15 protein-coding genes are annotated in these 17,903 nt (G+C 35.3%); 12 read left to right on the top strand and 3 right to left on the bottom strand.

All coding sequences use genetic code 11. The annotated features are described in order from the left end of the window. Positions 1-329 precede the first annotated feature (329 nt). From ACFSO7_RS20565 to ACFSO7_RS20555, 3 genes are read left to right on the top strand one after another with little or no spacing between them, the layout of a single operon-like run. On the top strand, positions 330-518 hold the full coding sequence (locus ACFSO7_RS20565; RefSeq protein ID WP_377879263.1) for a hypothetical protein: 189 nt from the start codon (positions 330-332) through the stop codon (positions 516-518). Then, a complete protein-coding gene (locus ACFSO7_RS20560; protein ID WP_377879262.1) occupies positions 515-1,642 on the top strand; it encodes an FtsK/SpoIIIE domain-containing protein in 1,128 nt (375 codons plus the stop codon). Before ACFSO7_RS20565 ends, ACFSO7_RS20560 begins: the two co-directional genes overlap by 4 nt. Then, positions 1,632-2,270: a hypothetical protein gene (locus ACFSO7_RS20555; protein WP_377879261.1), complete on the top strand. Its 639-nt coding sequence runs from the start codon at positions 1,632-1,634 to the stop codon at positions 2,268-2,270. The genes ACFSO7_RS20560 and ACFSO7_RS20555 overlap by 11 nt, the downstream gene beginning before the upstream one ends. A 230-nt stretch (positions 2,271-2,500) precedes the next feature. Here ACFSO7_RS20555 and rpsD read toward each other — a convergent pair whose 3' ends face one another. Next, positions 2,501-3,103, bottom strand: a complete 603-nt coding sequence (gene rpsD / locus ACFSO7_RS20550) for a 30S ribosomal protein S4 (RefSeq protein ID WP_377879260.1) — start codon at positions 3,101-3,103, stop codon at positions 2,501-2,503. A gap of 408 nt (positions 3,104-3,511) precedes the next feature. On the opposite strand from rpsD, the gene ACFSO7_RS20545 reads away from it, so the two are divergent. Beyond that, positions 3,512-5,413: a sensor domain-containing diguanylate cyclase gene (locus ACFSO7_RS20545; protein ID WP_377879259.1), complete on the top strand. Its 1,902-nt coding sequence runs from the start codon at positions 3,512-3,514 to the stop codon at positions 5,411-5,413. A 159-nt stretch (positions 5,414-5,572) separates the two neighbouring features. Further along, a complete protein-coding gene (gene megL, locus ACFSO7_RS20540) occupies positions 5,573-6,754 on the top strand; it encodes a methionine gamma-lyase (RefSeq protein WP_377879258.1) in 1,182 nt (393 codons plus the stop codon). A 41-nt stretch (positions 6,755-6,795) separates the two neighbouring features. Here the strand turns inward: megL and ACFSO7_RS20535 are convergent, their stop codons facing one another. Further along, complete coding sequence (locus ACFSO7_RS20535; protein WP_377879257.1) at positions 6,796-7,275, bottom strand: GAF domain-containing protein; 480 nt, start codon at positions 7,273-7,275, stop codon at positions 6,796-6,798. Positions 7,276-7,438: 163 nt separating this feature from the next. Here ACFSO7_RS20535 and refZ point away from each other — a divergent pair, with 163 nt between their 5' ends. Beyond that, positions 7,439-8,074, top strand: a complete 636-nt coding sequence (gene refZ, locus ACFSO7_RS20530; RefSeq protein WP_377879256.1) for a forespore capture DNA-binding protein RefZ — start codon at positions 7,439-7,441, stop codon at positions 8,072-8,074. Positions 8,075-8,530: 456 nt separating this feature from the next. Next, positions 8,531-10,219, top strand: coding sequence for a septation ring formation regulator EzrA (ezrA, locus tag ACFSO7_RS20525; RefSeq protein WP_377879255.1), 1,689 nt, complete (start codon positions 8,531-8,533; stop codon positions 10,217-10,219). Positions 10,220-10,272: 53 nt separating this feature from the next. Here the strand turns inward: ezrA and brnQ are convergent, their stop codons facing one another. Continuing rightward, positions 10,273-11,610 carry a branched-chain amino acid transport system II carrier protein gene (brnQ, locus tag ACFSO7_RS20520; protein WP_377879254.1) on the bottom strand — a complete coding sequence of 446 codons (1,338 nt, stop codon included), beginning with the start codon at positions 11,608-11,610 and terminating at the stop codon, positions 10,273-10,275. A 210-nt stretch (positions 11,611-11,820) separates the two neighbouring features. On the opposite strand from brnQ, the gene ACFSO7_RS20515 reads away from it, so the two are divergent. The 5 genes from ACFSO7_RS20515 to ACFSO7_RS20495 all read left to right on the top strand — a co-directional run bounded on the left by ACFSO7_RS20515 (position 11,821) and on the right by ACFSO7_RS20495 (position 17,857). Beyond that, positions 11,821-12,963 (top strand): cysteine desulfurase family protein, encoded by a 1,143-nt coding sequence (locus ACFSO7_RS20515; protein WP_377879253.1) that lies wholly within the window; start codon positions 11,821-11,823, stop codon positions 12,961-12,963. Between the two features lies 1 nt (position 12,964). Further along, positions 12,965-14,173, top strand: coding sequence for a tRNA uracil 4-sulfurtransferase ThiI (thiI, locus tag ACFSO7_RS20510; protein WP_377879252.1), 1,209 nt, complete (start codon positions 12,965-12,967; stop codon positions 14,171-14,173). Positions 14,174-14,268: 95 nt separating this feature from the next. Next, entirely contained in the window at positions 14,269-14,469 is a 201-nt protein-coding gene (locus tag ACFSO7_RS20505; RefSeq protein WP_377879251.1) for an alpha/beta-type small acid-soluble spore protein, read from the top strand. A 129-nt stretch (positions 14,470-14,598) separates the two neighbouring features. Next, entirely contained in the window at positions 14,599-16,176 is a 1,578-nt protein-coding gene (mbcS, locus tag ACFSO7_RS20500) for an acyl-CoA synthetase MbcS (RefSeq protein ID WP_377879250.1), read from the top strand. 85 nt (positions 16,177-16,261) lie between these two features. Next, positions 16,262-17,857 carry an amidohydrolase gene (locus tag ACFSO7_RS20495; RefSeq protein WP_377879249.1) on the top strand — a complete coding sequence of 532 codons (1,596 nt, stop codon included), beginning with the start codon at positions 16,262-16,264 and terminating at the stop codon, positions 17,855-17,857. The last annotated feature ends 46 nt before the right edge of the window (positions 17,858-17,903 follow it).

The following is a 17,903-nucleotide window of genomic DNA, read 5'->3' as shown; positions in this document are numbered from 1 at the left end:
AACAGTTGAAAATGTTTTACGGATGTTACGGAAGTATTTTTAAAAACAGTATCAACTGTTTATTCTAAGTCCACTTGTACAAGAAGAAACTTTTCCATAATAAGAAAAATAAAACCTGTTAAGAATGAGCCGAAGGCGGGAAAGAAGGGAAGGGGGGCCGGGGGAAACCAAGAAATTATTCAGACAATTTGACAATTTCATTATCAGAAAAATTGAAGGGAAGGAGAATATTGCAAAAACTCTTTGAGGGCTTGTCACAAAAACAATTAGATAAACTTTACTTCATGGTGAGGCTAAATCAAAAAGATATTTTAAAAGGAGTGAAATAAATGTTGTTTAGTACAGGAATTTTATTAGCTGGTGGAGGGATTCTGGGAGTTGCCTTGCTTGACAGTTTAGCAGATTCATTGGGTTTCCTTTGGTTAGGAAATTTTGTGAAAGTGATTCTGCCTATCGTGGGGTTTGCACTTGCGATTTACTTTTTAGAAACTAATGCAATCATCGGGTGGTTAAGATGAGCATTTGGGCAAATTTGATGGCAAGAAAGAACCTTATCAAAGCATTTAGAAATGGGGCAATCTATAAAACAATATCAGACGAACGTAAAATTTACCCTAAAATCCACTCTATTCAAATCACTGATTATTCCACAGAATACGTATTCACTTTGCCCACAGGATTAAATCCAGATTTTTTAAAGAAGAATTATTTCGCCTTTCAGCAAGTATTTGGCCAACACATCAAACTAGATGGTGAAATTAAGAAGTACGTATTAACAGTCTTTAATGCTCCTTCAACGGGAGAGTATTTTTATAAAGTAGATGAAATTCTTAAAACGGTAGAAATATTGAAACTTGGAATCATCTGTGGAAAAGAACGTACAGGGGAATTTGTAGCCTTTGATTTATTAAAGCAACCTCACATTTTGATTGCTGGGGAAACAGGGTCAGGAAAATCAACTCAGATACGTTCTATTCTAACCACGCTTATTTTGACGAAAAAACCATCTGAATTACAACTATATCTAGGCGACTGTAAGAAATCAGAGTTTCACATTTTTCGTAAAGTTGAACATGTCCAATGTGTTTTAAGTAAACCGAAAGATATCGGACGAATGTTGAATACGATTAAAAAAGAGTTAGATGAACGAAGCGATTTGACAGAAGTGTTTGAGGTCAGTCATGTTGATGATCTACCAGACGAACATAAACGACCTCATATTGTGGTTTGTATAGATGAATTTGTCATGTTACGAAAAGACGAAACGATTATGGATATATTGACTGAAATTGTTGCAATCGGCAGAACGCTAGGTGTATTCGCAATCTTATCGATGCAACGACCTAACGCAAAGGTACTGGATACAACTATTCGCGCAAATTTAACAGTAAGCATGGGCTTTAAATTACGTGATGTTATTGAAGCTAGGATAGTAAATACACCAAACGCTGAAAAAATTGAAACCAACGGACGATTTATTATGAATAGTGGTAAACTTTACGACCTACAAGCACCTTATTTGAAATTAGAAGAAGCAAAGAAGATTTTAAATCCATTCTGTGTAATGAAAAAACCAGTCAAAGATGTAACAAAAGAAAAACCTAAGTTAAGTGAAAAGGATGTGTTTGCTGATGTTGACTAACCGTGATAAGGAAATCATTAAGGACCTAAATAAATTTAGAGTGATGGATCGTGATTCTATTGCGGAACTTTATTTCTCTAAATTGAAAAATCCTAAGTATGCAGCGAATAACGTACTCTTAAGATTATTACGAGATGATCAAATTCAGAGATCAACAGCATTTGTACCTTATCTTTATTTTGGTCCAGATGTGGAAATGAAAAAGAATAGTGCTAAAATTGGACATTTCCTAGCCATTCTAAATGTTTATAAAGAATTAATAGCTCTGGGAAATATGGAGGCTTTCTTAGTAGAGCCTAAGTATGGAAAAAAAGGTGAATGTGCAGAACCAGATATTTTTTGTAAGTACCGTAAAACAAACTTTTTTATAGAAGTTCAAAGAACCGTATATTCCGAAAAGCAGATGCATGAAAAATTAGATAGATATGTGGATCTCTATAATTCTGGAAATATGGAATCACCTTTCCCGCATGTGCTTATTTTAAGTGGTCAACGCTATGCAATAGATGGTCAATATCCGTTTAAGGTGTTTCAGGCTGAATCTTTTGGTCTATTTGAAAAAGGTTTAAAGCAAGAAAAAGAAGTAAAAATAGAGATTAAACCTGTAAAAATAAAAATAAGCTCATAGCCAAAATGACTACGAGCAGGCATCCCATAGGGTGCTTTTTTCTATTTTTGGTAAGCGCCTGTCCACTAAATGTAAATAAAATCTCCCTCAAAGTTCCCCCAAAACCTCCCCCAATTAAGTGCGGGAGAATACATTATTCTACAAAGCAAACAATAAATAAAAAACCCTAGAACCATTGATATATCAAGGTTTCTAGGGTTTTTACATACACTATTTACAAAGTGTATTAATTAACGAGAGTAGAACTCAACGATTAGAGATTCGTTAATTTCAGCAGGTAATTCTGAACGCTCAGGAAGTCGAGTGAATGTACCTTCTAATTTGTCAGCATCGAAAGTTAAGAAATCAGGTACGAAGTTATTCACTTCAACTGCTTCTTTCACAACATCAAGGTTGCGAGACTTTTCACGAAGGCTGATTGTTTGGCCAGCTGTTACACGGTATGATGGAATATCAACACGTGAACCATTTACAAGAATGTGACCGTGGTTTACAAGCTGACGAGCAGCACGACGAGTACGAGCTAAACCTAAACGGTAAACAACATTGTCAAGGCGAGCTTCAAGAAGGATCATGAAGTTTTCACCGTGTTTACCAGACATTTTACCAGCTTTGTCGAATAAGTTACGGAATTGACGCTCAGTTACTCCGTACATATGACGAAGCTTTTGCTTTTCTTGTAATTGCAATCCGTATTCAGAAAGCTTCTTACGTTGGTTTGGACCATGTGGACCAGGAGCGTAAGGACGCTTTTCAATTTCTTTACCAGTGCCGCTTAGAGAAATTCCAAGACGACGAGACAGTTTCCAAGATGGACCTGTATAACGAGCCATAATATGACTCCTCCTTTAGTGTTTTTATTTTGGTAAAATAAAAACAGATATGAAGCGACAATCATATTCATTTTATTTTCATGCACCTTCGCCTCAGCAGCACGAGGTTACAAGATGCACCATCAAAGGAATGAAATCCACCTTTGAGGAACAAAATGATCATATAATGATGTTCATATAAGCTGCGATATTTTACACAAATGCTATTATATAATTTAATTTCTTCTAAAGTCAAGAGAGATCGAAAGAATTCTCTGATCTAGTAGAAAGAAATTTTTTTCTTTCTATCGGAGTTTTAACTTCAATATGATATAATAAAATGGTCATAGAAATAATTCGCAGAAAATATTTTCATTATTATAAAAATGGACAGGCCAAAAAGTTGGCTTATAAAATAGGTGATGATGGATGGGAAGTCTAAACAATAAATTAATTTTTGAATTAAAAAGTCGCTTCTTTGATATCATTGATGCCGAAATAAGTTTATGGCAATATGACTCTATTCTTTTAAAGATGTTAATAGCTTTTAAAGATATTATGCAGATTGAAGAAGCCACTTATTACAGTTGCAATGAATGGGTTCAACAATTTCTCCTTGAAGGAACAACCAATAATGAGCCAAATCCTTCTAAATCAATTAATCTTTCACTTCAAGAATATCGCAATCTATACGAAGATAAGACTGTTTTTCATAAACCTCTTTCTTTTAAAGGGTTAGAGCATTATGACTTATTGCTTCCTCTAAAATTAAATGGGAAGCTTTTAGGTATTTTACTTATAAAAGAAAAAAATACGGATCGTTTAAATAGCTTTTCAGATCAAACCTATCAAGATATAAGCGATAGTTGTGCATCGTTTATGAAGAAAATTCAAACGTTTGCTAAAACATTATCTGAGGAAAAAAGATATAAGCAGTTATATCGTGTGACAGAAAAGTTTCACTCATCCATGAATATGGATGATGTTTTAGGGGAAATTATTATCACTCTTCAAGAGGTGTATCCAACCTTTACGTATTTCTTATTATTGTCGCAGGATAACAATAGTCATAGTGATTTACCTATTAAGGACCTAGAGTATGATAGCGAGAATATTGCAGCAATGCAGGCATATGTAACGGGGACGACTCAATTTGAAGATTCTATTTATGAAAGAAGATCGGTTCTATATGCACCACTAAAAGGTAAACAAGGTGTTTATGGTGTATTACAAGTCATTGCACCGAATACACTTGTTTTTCCTAAAAATGAAGTGGAATTTATATCCCTTTTAGCGAATACAGCGGGAAACGCTTTAGAAAATGCACAATTGTACCAGCAATCAAGAAGATTAATTGCTGATTTACAATTAATTAATGAAACTTCTCACCGCTTGAATTCAAATTTACGATTAAGTGAAACAATGGCATTTATGTGTGAACAAATTACTAGCTCTTTTGATGCAGAAGAAGTTGGTTTCTTTCTCCTTACTAAAGGGCTGAGTAAATATAGAGTACTTCCTGGTAGTACCGCTTTTTTTCATTCAGACGATTCGAATATATATACGGAATTAGTAAGAGAGAAAATTGAAGATGAAAAGGATTCGTTGTTTATTGGTGACTGTCAACTTCAATCTGAAAAATTAAGCGCCAGTTATCGATCCATTATGGCGGTTCCAATGGTCCAAAGTGGTGTATTAAAGGGATTTTCGATTGTAGTTCACCGTGAGCCATACCATTTCTCATTTGAAACGTTTAAGCTGTTACAATCATTAATCCATCATTCGACTTTAGCGTTTGCAAATTCCATGCTCCGTGAAGAACTAGAGAAAATGGTTGTTACGGATCATCTGACAAAACTATATTCAAGAAATTATTTGGATGATAGGATCAACAGTTCTATGGAGGAAGATGCGCATGGAACATTTATTTTAATTGATCTTGATAATTTTAAAGTAATTAATGATACATTCGGTCACCAAGTAGGTGACGATGTATTGATTCAAGTAGCGAATATTATTGAAAATAATATAAGGGCTTCAGATGTTGGTGCACGATGGGGTGGAGAAGAATTAGCCATATATTTACCGAATGTGCCACTCGAAACTGGAATTTCAATTGCAGAGAGATTAGTAGAAAAAGTTAGTAAACAGTCCCAACCACAAGTGACCATTTCCTGTGGTGTATCTTATTGGAAAAGTGAGAGTTATGATACTGCACAATCATTATTTAGCCGAGCTGATAAAGCGCTTTACAGGGCAAAAGGGACAGGGAAAAATAAAGTTGTCATTGAAGATGAAGTGAGCTCAGAAAGTATATTAGGCACCCTTTAAATAGGGGTGTCTAATTTTTTTCTAAATAATAGATTACTATTTTACAAAGTATTTTCACTAAATGTGCCATTTTTTCAAAAAATAGTAGTTTTCTCTTCTCCTTTTGGGGAATTTATCATATTCTGGAATTATGGAAGCGTTTACAAAAAAGAGGAGGAAATGACTTTGGATAAAAAATTTGAGACTGAAGTGATTCACTCAGGGTATGAAAGCTCGCAATTTGAAGGTAGTTTAGTCCCACCACTTTTTCAAACTTCCACATTTACTTTTGCAACAGCTGAACAAGGGGAGCGACGTTTTGCTGGGGAAGAACAAGGCTATATTTATTCACGATTAGGAAATCCAACGGTAAAAGTTTTAGAAGAGAGAATCGCTATTTTGGAAAAAGGTGAAGCAGGTCTAGCCTTTGGTTCAGGCATGGCTGCAGTATCGGCCATATTATTAGCCTTAACGAAAACAGGTGATCACATTCTATGCTCACAAGGAGTCTATGGCTGTACATTTGGGCTTCTGCAACTAATGAAGGAAAAATATGAGATTGAACATCAATTTTCATCAATGGATTGCCGCGAAATCATCGAAAATGAGATTCGTCCAGAAACAGCATTAATTTATATTGAAACACCGATTAATCCAACAATGCAGCTTGTTGATTTACAAATGATAGCTGAAGTTGCAAAGGAAAGAGGAATTCCAGTAGTCGTAGATAATACGTTTTGCTCACCTTACTTACAAACCCCGATTGAATTAGGCTGTGATGTGGTCATTCATAGTGCGACAAAATATATTTGCGGTCACGGGGATGTTGTTGCAGGCTTAGCGATTGGTAAAAGGGAGTTTATCGATAAAGTAGCAATGACAACTTTAAAGGATATTGGAGGCATTATCTCACCTTTTGATGCATGGTTATTACTAAGAGGAATGAAAACTCTACCTGTAAGAATGGATAGACATTGTGAAAATGCTGATAAAGTCTATACTTTTTTAAAAAATCATGAAATGGTTGAAATGGTATATTACCCTGGAGATGAAAATCATCCCCAAATAGAAATTATGAAAAAACAAATGAGAAAGCCTGGTGGAATATTTTCCTTTACAATAAAAGGTTCAAAAGAAACTGCCCAAAAATTTATGAATCAATTAAAACTGATTAAAATTGCCGTAAGTTTAGGTGATGCGGAAACGCTGATTCAGCATCCTGCGACAATGACTCACGCCGTCATTCCAAGAGATATAAGAATGCAAATGGGAATAGAAGATACGCTGTTAAGGTTATCTGTTGGACTAGAGGCATGGGAAGATATCGTGGAAGACCTCAAACAAGCATTAGAATCCATTTAAATAAACTTAGAAAGGAGCAGACAAAAATCTGCTCCTTGAATTTATAAATAAGTCATTAAAACCTCAACAAACTCTTCAAGTTTCTGTTTATCTACTTCATCAAAACGAGACTTTTCAGGTGAGTCTATGTCTAACACACCAATCAACTCCCCGTCTTTCATAAGAGGTATAACGATTTCAGACTGGGAAGCCGCATCACAAGCGATATGTCCAGGGAATAGATGGACATCTTCTACTAGAATCGTTTCTTTTCTTTGAACGGATGTCCCGCACACGCCTTTTCCAATTGGAATACGTACACAAGCAGGCAAGCCTTGGAAGGGTCCTAACACTAATTCATTTCCCTCCATTAAATAAAAGCCGACCCAGTTGATTCTATCCAAAAACTGATTTAAAAGAGCAGATGCATTACTCAAATTTGCAATCTGATTTTTCTCATCTTCTATTAGTGCTTTTAATTGTTTTTTCACAAGTTCGTAATTATCTTCTTTATTTCCTCGGTAATTTTCGACGTGAAACATTCTTTTTCAACCTTCTTTCTAGTCAATTATTTATTATTCTATCAAATCTTAGAGAAATAGAGGAGACTTTGTCGATATTTGATTAAAGGAAACTAATACTTTAAACAGAATTTATATGTAAGAACAAGTTTAAAAATAAAAACTAGAAGTGAGGGAAGTCAAAGTGAAAAAGAATTCTAAAGAAGCCATAATCGAAGCTGCAATTCATTTATTTAATACGAAAGGATTTCACGGTACTTCCATACGTGATATTGCAGCGAGAGCGGAAGTAAATGTGGCTAATATATCCTATTATTTTGAGAATAAACATGGGTTATTGGAGTATTGTTTAACCATATATTTTGAGCAATATTTAAAGCAAATTGAAGAAGCTTTACCACTCTTGGAGGAAGCACCTACTGTTTGTCTTAAAAAGGTAACAGAAAATATATTAAAGTTCCAATGCAGTCATATACAGTTTACACGATTTATTCTCCGAGAAATGTCTATTGACTCGCAGATTGTACGAGAAATTATGTCGACATATTATGTAAAAGAGAAATATTACTTTAAAAAAATAATTGAAAGAGGGATTCAATCCCAAGTTTTTAAAAGTCATTCTATCCCGTATATGATTATGCATGTAAAGGGTCTACTTGCCATGCCATTTTTAAATACTCAATATGTAACAGAAGTATTACATGTCTTTCCACATGAGCGTTTTTTTGAAGAAAAATACTTATTAGAAATTTATGCTTGGATAGATGGAGTAGTTGTAGCAGATCCACTATTTCAGAAAAAAATAGCTGTAAATCAATAAAAAGGGGAATTCCTCCCCTTTTTATTTTTGTTTTAGCTTAGTAATTTGTAATAATAAAAAGATGTGGATAACTCTGAAGCAGTTTGTCGTAATCCAGCTCCAGCGCCTAGCCCCGACGTATAGGATGTACTAGTGTCGACAATGCGACAAGACGTCGCGTTTTTGTCGACCTCGAGGTAAAATGTTCGCCACCCAAAAAGTCAAAGTACGACTTTCCGGGTGGCGAAGCATTTGCTTGTCGGGGCTGATCAAGGCGCTTGCGCATTTTGTTTTGATTTTATTCAAAAAAATTGAAAATAATAGTCAAAAAATGTCGTTTACATGGTATCATAAAAACATTAGACAAAATTGAATTTTAAAAGGCTAATATTTTTTAATATAGTTATTATTTTAAAGTTTTTACTAAACTTGAAAGATGCTTACTTATAAGAAGCGCTGCCAAGACAGGGGGCTTATATGGAATATATTATAGGAATTATCGTATTAGTTATTGCATTGTTTTTAGTTGGACTTTTTTTGAAAAAGAAGTCTTATAAAGAAATAGACCGTTTAGAACAATGGAAAATTGATATGATGAATCGTCCCATTTTAGAAGAAATGTCGAAAGTGAAACAGTTAAACATGACTGGACAAACGGAAGTACTATTCGAAGGTTGGCGTAGTGAGTGGGATGAAGTAGTTACCATTGACTTACCAGATGTCGAAGAATATCTTTTCGATGCTGAAGAATATATTGATAAGTATCGATTCAAGCGGGCGAAAGAAGTTCAACAAATGATAGATGAAAAATTATCCAAAACCGAAGCAAAAATCAATAAAATATTATCTGAATTAAATGAGCTTGTCGGTAGTGAAGAGAAAAACCGTTCTGAAATTGATCTATTGAAAGATGATTATCGTGAGGCAAGAAAAAATTTACTCGCTCATCGTCACAATTTTGGGAAGGCCGAAACACATCTCGAGCTCTTATTAGATGAAATTATTGTTCAATTTGAAGCATATGAAGAAAAAACGGCAAATGGGAATTACCTTGAGGCAAGAGAGGTTGTTCTATTAATAAAGGATAAACTCGATAAAATAAATAATATCATGCATGTGATTCCACAGCTTCTTGTTGAATGTCAATCTGTATTACCAACTCAAATAGCTGAATTACGGGAAGGGTTCCGAGAAATGTATGAGAAAGGATATGTTCTTGAACATATCCCACTTAAAATTGAAACCGAAAGACTGGAATCTGAACTTGAAATTTATAAGAACTCTATAGAGAAGGCTGATATTACTGAAGTACAGTCAGGTATTCTCGAAATAAAAGACAGTATTGAGCTTTTATACGACTTGCTCGAACAAGAGGTTCACGCGAAAGCTTTTATTATGAAAAATGAAGCCGCAGCTGGAAATGCTTTAGAAATATCGCATCAAGAAAGCTTGCATTTAAAAGAAGAAACCATATTAGTTCAGCAAACGTACCATCTTGCAGAATATGAATTGGAGCAATTCCGTCAATTGGATAACCGATTAACAGATTTAGCTAAGAAATATGAAGTATTGAAACATAAAATCGAGCTTAATGAAACGGCTAGTTCTTTATTAAGTGAGGAATTAAGAGAACTGAAAGATGATCTTGAGACGGTTCAAGCAGAACAAAATGCGTATAAAGAAAAACTACAAATGCTCAGAAAAGATGAAATGATTGCAAGAGAGAAAATAGTAGAAATTAAGCAGAAAATGAATGAAACGATTCGCCTAGTGGCGAAAAGTAATATTCCTGGTTTGCCTGAACAATATAAATATTTATTAGAAGATACAAAGGAAAGTATACAAAATGTTCTTGAAAGACTTGAACACAAACCACTGGATATGCAAATCGTTCAACAATATTTAGAAGTGGCTGTTTTAACTGTCGATAAACTCGCCCAACAAACGAATGATATACTAGAGAATGTGATGTTGGCAGAAAGAGTCATTCAATATGGAAACCGATATAAGAGTAGTTACCCAATGGTTGCAAGTAAATTAAGAAATGCGGAGACAGAGTTCAGAAGTTTTAATTATCAGGAAGCACTTGAGCAAGCTGCAGCTGCTATAGAAGAAGTGGAACCAGGGGCATTGAAAAGAATTGAATCAATAATTATAGAAAAATAAGACAAAAGCTGGCTCGTTTTAAGAGCCAGCTTTTGTCTTATTTGTTAGATTGTCTAGCTTACAATTGATTTCTTTGCTGCACCAAACAATAGAGCAATGATGTATCCAACTCCTGTTCCAATGATAGCAGGAACTACCCAGCCTATCCCTTCACTATAGAAAGGAAGGTCAGATAGAATGTTGATCATGAACTTAGTCGGTATACCAGCTGTTTTAAGTCCATCTATTAAGCTAATAAACCCCGTCGGTATTAAAGCAAAAATGTAAACGGTTGAGTAACCATGGAAAAAGTTATGGAAATAGGACAGGATGATTAATACAATTGCGATTGGATATATCATGATCAACACTGGTAAAGAAATATTAATCAATTGTGTTAAACCAATATTTGCGATGATTAAACTGAAAATGCTTAAAATAAACACAAGATTCCTATAGGTTATCTTTGGTAATATTTTTGAAAAATATTGTGCACATGATGAAACTAAGCCGATAGATGTCGTTAGGCATGCTAATGTAATGGCTAATCCAAGAATTAATAGCCCGGTTGATCCAAATAGGTAAGTCGCGGCATCTGAAAGTAATGATGCCCCATTTTCTTTCGTTCCAATGGCAGATACACTTGTTGCACCAATATAGGATAATGCGATATATACGATAGCTAAACCGGTAGCAGCAATGATCCCAGCCTTCATACAAGCCTTAGTTATTGCTGTCTTATCTGTAATTCCTTTATCCCGAATGGATCCTATTACGACTATACCGAATACTAATGCAGCAATTGCATCTAAAGTTAAGTAGCCTTCAACAAATCCTTTGAAAAATGGAGTGTTAGAATAGGCTTCATTAGGTAAACCTGGTTCCCCCATTGGAGTAATCAAGCTTTTCATAATTAATATCGCTATAATCAATAATAATGCTGGCGTTAAATATTTGCCGATTCGATCTACCAGTTTACTTGGATTTAAAGAGAGCCATGCAGTCAATCCGAAAAAGATCAAGCTATAGATGAATAAAGGGAAACTACTTTGTTTTAATGTTTCTGTAAGAAACGGAGTAACACTAATTTCATAAGACACAGTTCCTGTTCGTGGAATTCCAAAAAATGGACCAATGGTTAAATAAAGAATGACAGAAAAAATAATAGAAAATAGTGGATGGACACGATTTGCAAGGGTTTGAAGATCACCATTTCTTGCAATTGCGATCACTCCTAATAATGGCAATCCCACCCCTGTTAAAAGAAAACCAACAATGGCTGGCCAAACATTTTCTCCTGCCTCCTGTCCAAGAAAGGGAGGAAAAATCATATTTCCAGCACCAAAGAAAAGGGCAAATAGCATTAAGCCAATAGCTGTAATGTCCCGTGTAGCTATTGAATTTCTCTTCATATATAAATCCACCTCGTATAAACTGTTTAAAATGTTTAGAACATTTAACATACTACCACAGATTTTGCGAAAATTGTCGAAAAGGGGATAAGTCTAAAAATTATATATATTGAGATAATATTCTCTCGGATGTATTAATAATAAAATTTATGAGTTTTCAATTAGGACTAAATATGATATGATATTTAGTTGGCGAGAAAGGAGAACAACATGATTTATTTTGATAATAGTGCGACCACTAAACCATATAAAGAAGTAGTTGATTCTTTCGTAAAGGTTTCAAATGATTTTTTTGCAAACCCTTCATCACTCCATAAGCTTGGTGGACAGGCAGAAGCTTTATTAAATCAAGCGCGAAACCAGATTGCTCAATTACTTAACATAAAGCAAAAAGAGATTAATTTTACCTCTGGGGGAACGGAAAGCAATAATTTGGCTATTAAAGGTGCAGCCATGATGTTTAAAAAACGAGGCAATCATATTATTACGACTGCCATCGAGCACGCATCTATCTATGAATCGATGGAAATTTTAAAAAATGATGGGTTTAGCATTACGTATCTGCCTGTTGATTCTGAAGGTAGGATCAATCTGAATGATTTAAAAAAGGCTATACGTAATGAAACGATACTTGTATCGATTATTCATGTTAATAATGAGGTCGGTACGATTCAACCGATAAAAGAAATAGGTGATTTACTAAAGGATTATCCAAAGATTCTATTTCATGTTGATCATGTTCAAGGAATTGGAAAAGTCCCTATTAATATTCATGAATACGGTATTGATTTATGTTCGATTTCTGCTCATAAATTCCATGGCTTAAAAGGAAATGGAATTCTTTATGTTCGCGAGGGAGTTAAAATCGCTCCACTTCTGACAGGTGGAAATCAGGAAGGGCGTAATCGTAGCGGAACCGAAAATGTTGCGGGGATTGTTGCGATGGCGAAAGCACTGCGTCTCAATCTTTTGAAAAGCGAAAAAGAAATCAACCGATTAATTGGGCTCAAAACATTTATTTTAGATGAAATTCAACAAGTACCTGAAATTATTGTCCATACACCAATTGAAAATAGTGCCCCACATATAATCAATTTTTCAGTAGTAGGATTTAAAGCAGAAGTATTTGTTCATGCCCTAGAAGAAGAGGAAATATATGTTTCAACGACAAGTGCATGTTCTTCTAAAATTAATTCTGTAAGCCATACCCTTATTGGGATGGGGATAGATGAAGAAATAGCCAAAAGTGCGGTAAGACTTAGTTTGTCATTCGAAAATACCGAAGAAGAAGCTAGACTTGTGATACGAGCAATTCGAAAGACGATACAAAAATTAGGAAGGACTATGAAATAATATGAACTACGATCGAATTCTTATACGTTACGGAGAACTCTCAACCAAGGGAAGAAACCGTGGGAAATTTGTTGAGAAATTGAAAAAGAGTATTAAACGGGCGATACAAAACTATCCGACTGCTAAAGTAGAGGCGGACAGAGAAAGAACTTATATTGTTTTAGGCGAAGAGAAGGTTGAGGACGTCGTAAATGCGTTAAGAAATATTTTTGGCATCCAATCTTTTAGCCCGACAGTCAAAGTGGAAAAAGAAATAGACAAAATGAAGGAAGTTTCATTACAACTCGTTCAAAAATTGTACCAACCAGGTATGACTTTTAAAATATCTGGAAAAAGAGTCGATAAAACATTTGAATTTAGCACAGATGAAATAAATAGAGAGTTTGGTGCTCACTTATTAATTAATATGTCAGGATTAAAGGTGAACGTTAAACAGCCCGATATTAATATGCACATCGAAGTACGTAAAGAAGCTGCCTACGTATTCTGTGAAACGATATTAGGTGCTGGTGGTTATCCAGCAGGTTCAAACGGGAAAGCAATGTTAATGCTCTCTGGTGGAATTGATAGTCCTGTCGCAGGGTTTTTATCTTTAAAAAGAGGAATTGAAATTGAAGGGGTTCACTTTTATAGCCCACCATTCACAAGTGAAAGAGCAAAGCAAAAGGTTGTGGACCTTTCTGAAAAATTAGCTGAGGTTAGTGGGAAAATGGTTCTTCACATCGTGCCATTTACAGAGATCCAACAGCTTATAAACGATCAAGTTCCAAGTAATTATACAATGACAACGACTAGAAGATTAATGCTACGAATTACGGATGAAATTAGAAACAGACAACAAGGCTTAGCGATCATTACAGGTGAAAGTTTAGGACAAGTGGCAAGCCAAACTTTAGAAAGTATGTATACAATTAATGAAATGACAAATACTCCTGTATTGAGACCGTTAATTTCGATGGATAAAAATGAAATCATCGAGCTAGCGAAAAAATTTGATACATTGGAAATATCCAATCGACCATATGAGGATTGCTGTACAATATTTGTCCCTTCATCTCCAAAAACTAAGCCTAAAAGAGAAAAGGTAAATAGCTATGAAAGCTTTATTGACTTTGAACCTCTTATTCAGAAGGCAGTTGAAAACACGGAAGTAATAGTAATCAAACCTGGTCAATCTGCTAAGGAACATGAAGTAGAAGATTTATTTTAATTATTTTTGAAATAATTGTGAACATTTACCAATCAAACTTGTGAATGAAGGTTGTTTGTTCTACACAATCTATACTCACAAGGAGGTGAAATCACATGGCAAACAACAATTCAAATCAACTTTTAGTTCCTGGGGTACAACAAGCTCTAGATCAAATGAAGTATGAGATTGCTAATGAATTTGGTGTAAACCTTGGTGCTGACACAACTTCACGTGCTAACGGTTCCGTTGGTGGTGAAATTACGAAGCGACTAGTTCAAATGGCTGAGCAACAACTAGGTGGCGGATTTCGTTAAAAATTAAATATAAATGGCTACAAAGGAGCGGGATCATCCCTGCTCCTTTTTTTTATTATTTAAAATTTTAAAATAATTTTGTATAATAATTTTAGAGCAGTGCATTCATTTTCATGAGGGGGAGAGAGAGTGGAACGTAAAGATTTAATTGCACCTGAAAAGTATAACCTTGTATCTGAAATGGAAAGATTTGCGTTAGACTCACATAAAGTAGCTTTGAAATGGGAAGATGAAGAAGGCCAAACCGAGGAAGTTACATATGAAAATTTAATGAAAAATGTCAATAAAATTGGAAACGTTTTTAAAAATGCTGGACTTGTAAAAGGGGATACGGTTTTAGTCATTATCCCTCGTTTAATTGAGGCATACCAAGTGTATTTAGCAGCCCTTAAATTAGGACTGATTGTTATCCCAAGTTCTGAATTATTACGTGCCAAGGACTTGCAATACCGAATAACTCACGGAGATGTAAAGGCAGTTATCAGTTATTATCAATACGTCGAACAATTCGAATCAATTGCTGAAGCGAGCAATTTGAATAAATTTGTCATTGGAAATGAATATGAAGGTTGGAGCTATTTAGATAAAGAAATGGTTAATGCTTCGTGTGAGTTAGCCCTTGCCGATACAAAACGTGATGATATGGCGTTTTTATCTTATACATCGGGAACGACAGGTAACCCAAAAGGTGTTGTTCATACACATGGATGGGCTTTTGCACATCTTCGTACAGCAGCAAAAAACTGGCTATGCATCGAAAAGGGGGATACCGTTTGGGCTACGGCAGGTCCAGGCTGGCAGAAATGGATTTGGAGTCCGTTTTTATCCGTATTAGGCTCTGGTGGCACAGGACTTATCTATCACGGGAAATTTGAACCGATAAAGTATTTACAACTATTGGAAAAATACAAGGTGAATGTTCTATGCTGTACACCTACTGAATATCGATTAATGGCTAAGGTTGATTCTCTTACAGAATATAACTTACCTAATCTTCATAGTGCGGTTTCGGCAGGAGAACCATTAAACCGTGAAGTCATCGATACTTTTAAAAAGCATTTTAATGTTAATGTACGTGATGGCTATGGTCAAACGGAAAACACGTTGCTAGTTGGTATTACGAAAGAGATGACATTAAAATCGGGATCCATGGGAAAACCTACTCCGGGTAACCGTGTTGAAATCATTAATGAAGATGGAGAAATTTGCGGTGTTGGTGAAGTTGGGGATATCGCTGTTCACATTGACACCCCTGCTCTTTTCAAAAATTATTATAAAGATCCTGAACGAACGGCTATGCAGTTCCGCGGCGAATATTATATCACGGGTGACAAAGCAAAGAAAGATGAAGATGGCTATTTCTGGTTTGAAGGACGTGGCGATGACATTATCATAAGTTCAGGCTATACTATTGGACCGTTTGAAGTAGAAGATGCCCTTGTTAAACATCCATACGTTAAAGAATGTGCTGTTGTCGCAAGTCCAGATGAAATCCGTGGAAATATTGTTAAAGCATTTGTAGTGTTAAAAGATGATGTGGATGTAAATTCACCAAACTTAATTAAAAATCTTCAAGATCATGTAAAAGAACTGACCGCGCCGTATAAATATCCAAGAAAAATTGAGTTCTTATCTGAACTACCGAAGACAACTTCGGGAAAAATTCGTCGAATCGAATTAAGACAAAAGGAATTACAAAAATCATAAAATTTTCAGTAAAATAAATGCAGAGAGGTATTCTTCTGCATTTTATTTTTGGCAATTACTTAACTAAATATAAAGGGGAAAAATCATGGGAAAATTATGGTTTGGCGGAAACATCTATACGTTAACGGAGGAAGCTCAACAAGTGGAATCTGTTTTCACGAAAGCGGATCAAATTATCGCTCTTGGAGGAAAAAAGGAGCTTGAGGAAAAGTATCAAGATGATATTTCTGAAAAGATTGATTTAAAAGGGGCAACGATGCTTCCAGGCTTTGTAGATAGTCACTTACATCTAATCGGTCATGGTGAAACATTGATTCGGCTAGACTTATCTAGTTTTACAAAAAAATCCGATGTCATACATGCAGTAAAGGAATATTCTAATCAATTTTCAAATGGTGAATGGATCATTGGAGAAGGCTGGAATGAAAATCTTTGGGAAGAGGTAGAACCGATTACACGTTTTGAATTGGATGAGATTATTTCAGATTCCCCTGTATTATTAAAGCGTGTTTGTAGACACGCGATCGTTGTAAACTCTAAAGCACTTGAGCTAGCGAGCATAACAAATGAAACAGATTGTCCAGCGGGTGGAGTGATGGAAAAGAATGAAGCGGGAGAATTAACAGGACTCCTGAAAGAACAGGCTCAAGAGTTAATCTTTCAAGTCTTACCAATGACATCGGTGGAATACTTAGAAAAAGCCATGACGGCAGCCATTAAGGATGCTCATAAGCTAGGTTTAACTGGAGGGCATACGGAAGATTTAAATTACTATAGTGGATTTCAAGATACATATGGAACCTTTGAGAAAGTGATTAAACAAAAGCAAATGAAATTTCGAGCCCATTTATTAGTTCATCATGAAGTGGTGGATGAAATGAAAAATGCTGGTTACTCACCATATTCGGGGGATAAATGGATTGAGTTTGGAGCGATGAAGATTTTTGCAGATGGAGCACTCGGGGGAAGAACAGCCCTTTTAAGTCATCCATATGCAGATGCCCCATCGACGAATGGTGTAGCGATTTTCTCCGAGGAGCAATTAAATGAGCTTTTTGCGAAAGCAAGACGACTTGATTTACCCGTTGCTATTCATACGATTGGAGATTTAGCTTTTGAATATGCATTAAATGCGATAGAGGCTAACCCAATAACGACTGGAAGGGATCGGATTATTCATGCCCAAATTTTAAATAAAGAGTTAATTGAGCGTGCAAAGAAACTACCTTCTCTTATTTTAGATTTACAGCCAAGATTTGTTGCTTCTGATTTTCCGTGGGTTATTGATCGAATTGGTGCGGATCGAATGGAATTCTGCTATGCATGGAAAACATTAATTGATTCTGGTATTCCATGTGCGGGAGGTTCTGATGCGCCGATTGAACCATTGAATCCTCTATGGGGAATTCATGCTGCTGTAACAAGAACAAATAAAGATGATATTGCGGGAACTGTTTACAATGAAAAGGAACGATTATCTGTATACGAGGCAGTATCCTTATTTACAAAAGGAAGCGCCTATGCTATTTGTCATGAACATGATAGAGGAATGATGAAGGAAGGTTTCCTAGCTGATTTCACCATTTTAGAGAAAGATATATTCAGTGTTCCAGAAAATGAAATAGCTGAGTTAAAAGTTAAAATGACGGTAATTGGCGGAGATATTGTTTATCACTCCTAAAATAAATACCTTGCGCTTTTCTAGATTCGCATTATAATTAATTAAT

The organism is Bacillus sp. CGMCC 1.16607 (genome assembly GCF_042683745.1).
Lineage (GTDB): Bacteria > Bacillota > Bacilli > Bacillales > Cytobacillaceae > Pseudoneobacillus.
This window is presented reverse-complemented; position numbering and strand designations above follow the sequence as displayed.

Bases quoted from the DNA above. Each gene is read 5' to 3' on its own strand.
- megL (WP_377879258.1), top strand. From the start codon at position 5,573: ATGACTTTGGATAAAAAATTTGAGACTGAAGTGATTCACTCAGGGTAT.
- brnQ (WP_377879254.1), bottom strand. From the start codon at position 11,610: ATGAAGAGAAATTCAATAGCTACACGGGACATTACAGCTATTGGCTTA.
- ACFSO7_RS20560 (WP_377879262.1), top strand. From the start codon at position 515: ATGAGCATTTGGGCAAATTTGATGGCAAGAAAGAACCTTATCAAAGCA.
- rpsD (WP_377879260.1), bottom strand. From the start codon at position 3,103: ATGGCTCGTTATACAGGTCCATCTTGGAAACTGTCTCGTCGTCTTGGA.
- ACFSO7_RS20545 (WP_377879259.1), top strand. From the start codon at position 3,512: ATGGGAAGTCTAAACAATAAATTAATTTTTGAATTAAAAAGTCGCTTC.
- ACFSO7_RS20555 (WP_377879261.1), top strand. From the start codon at position 1,632: ATGTTGACTAACCGTGATAAGGAAATCATTAAGGACCTAAATAAATTT.
- ACFSO7_RS20495 (WP_377879249.1), top strand. From the start codon at position 16,262: ATGGGAAAATTATGGTTTGGCGGAAACATCTATACGTTAACGGAGGAA.
- ACFSO7_RS20535 (WP_377879257.1), bottom strand. From the start codon at position 7,275: ATGTTTCACGTCGAAAATTACCGAGGAAATAAAGAAGATAATTACGAA.
- ACFSO7_RS20515 (WP_377879253.1), top strand. From the start codon at position 11,821: ATGATTTATTTTGATAATAGTGCGACCACTAAACCATATAAAGAAGTA.
- ACFSO7_RS20505 (WP_377879251.1), top strand. From the start codon at position 14,269: ATGGCAAACAACAATTCAAATCAACTTTTAGTTCCTGGGGTACAACAA.
- thiI (WP_377879252.1), top strand. From the start codon at position 12,965: ATGAACTACGATCGAATTCTTATACGTTACGGAGAACTCTCAACCAAG.
- ezrA (WP_377879255.1), top strand. From the start codon at position 8,531: ATGGAATATATTATAGGAATTATCGTATTAGTTATTGCATTGTTTTTA.
- ACFSO7_RS20565 (WP_377879263.1), top strand. From the start codon at position 330: ATGTTGTTTAGTACAGGAATTTTATTAGCTGGTGGAGGGATTCTGGGA.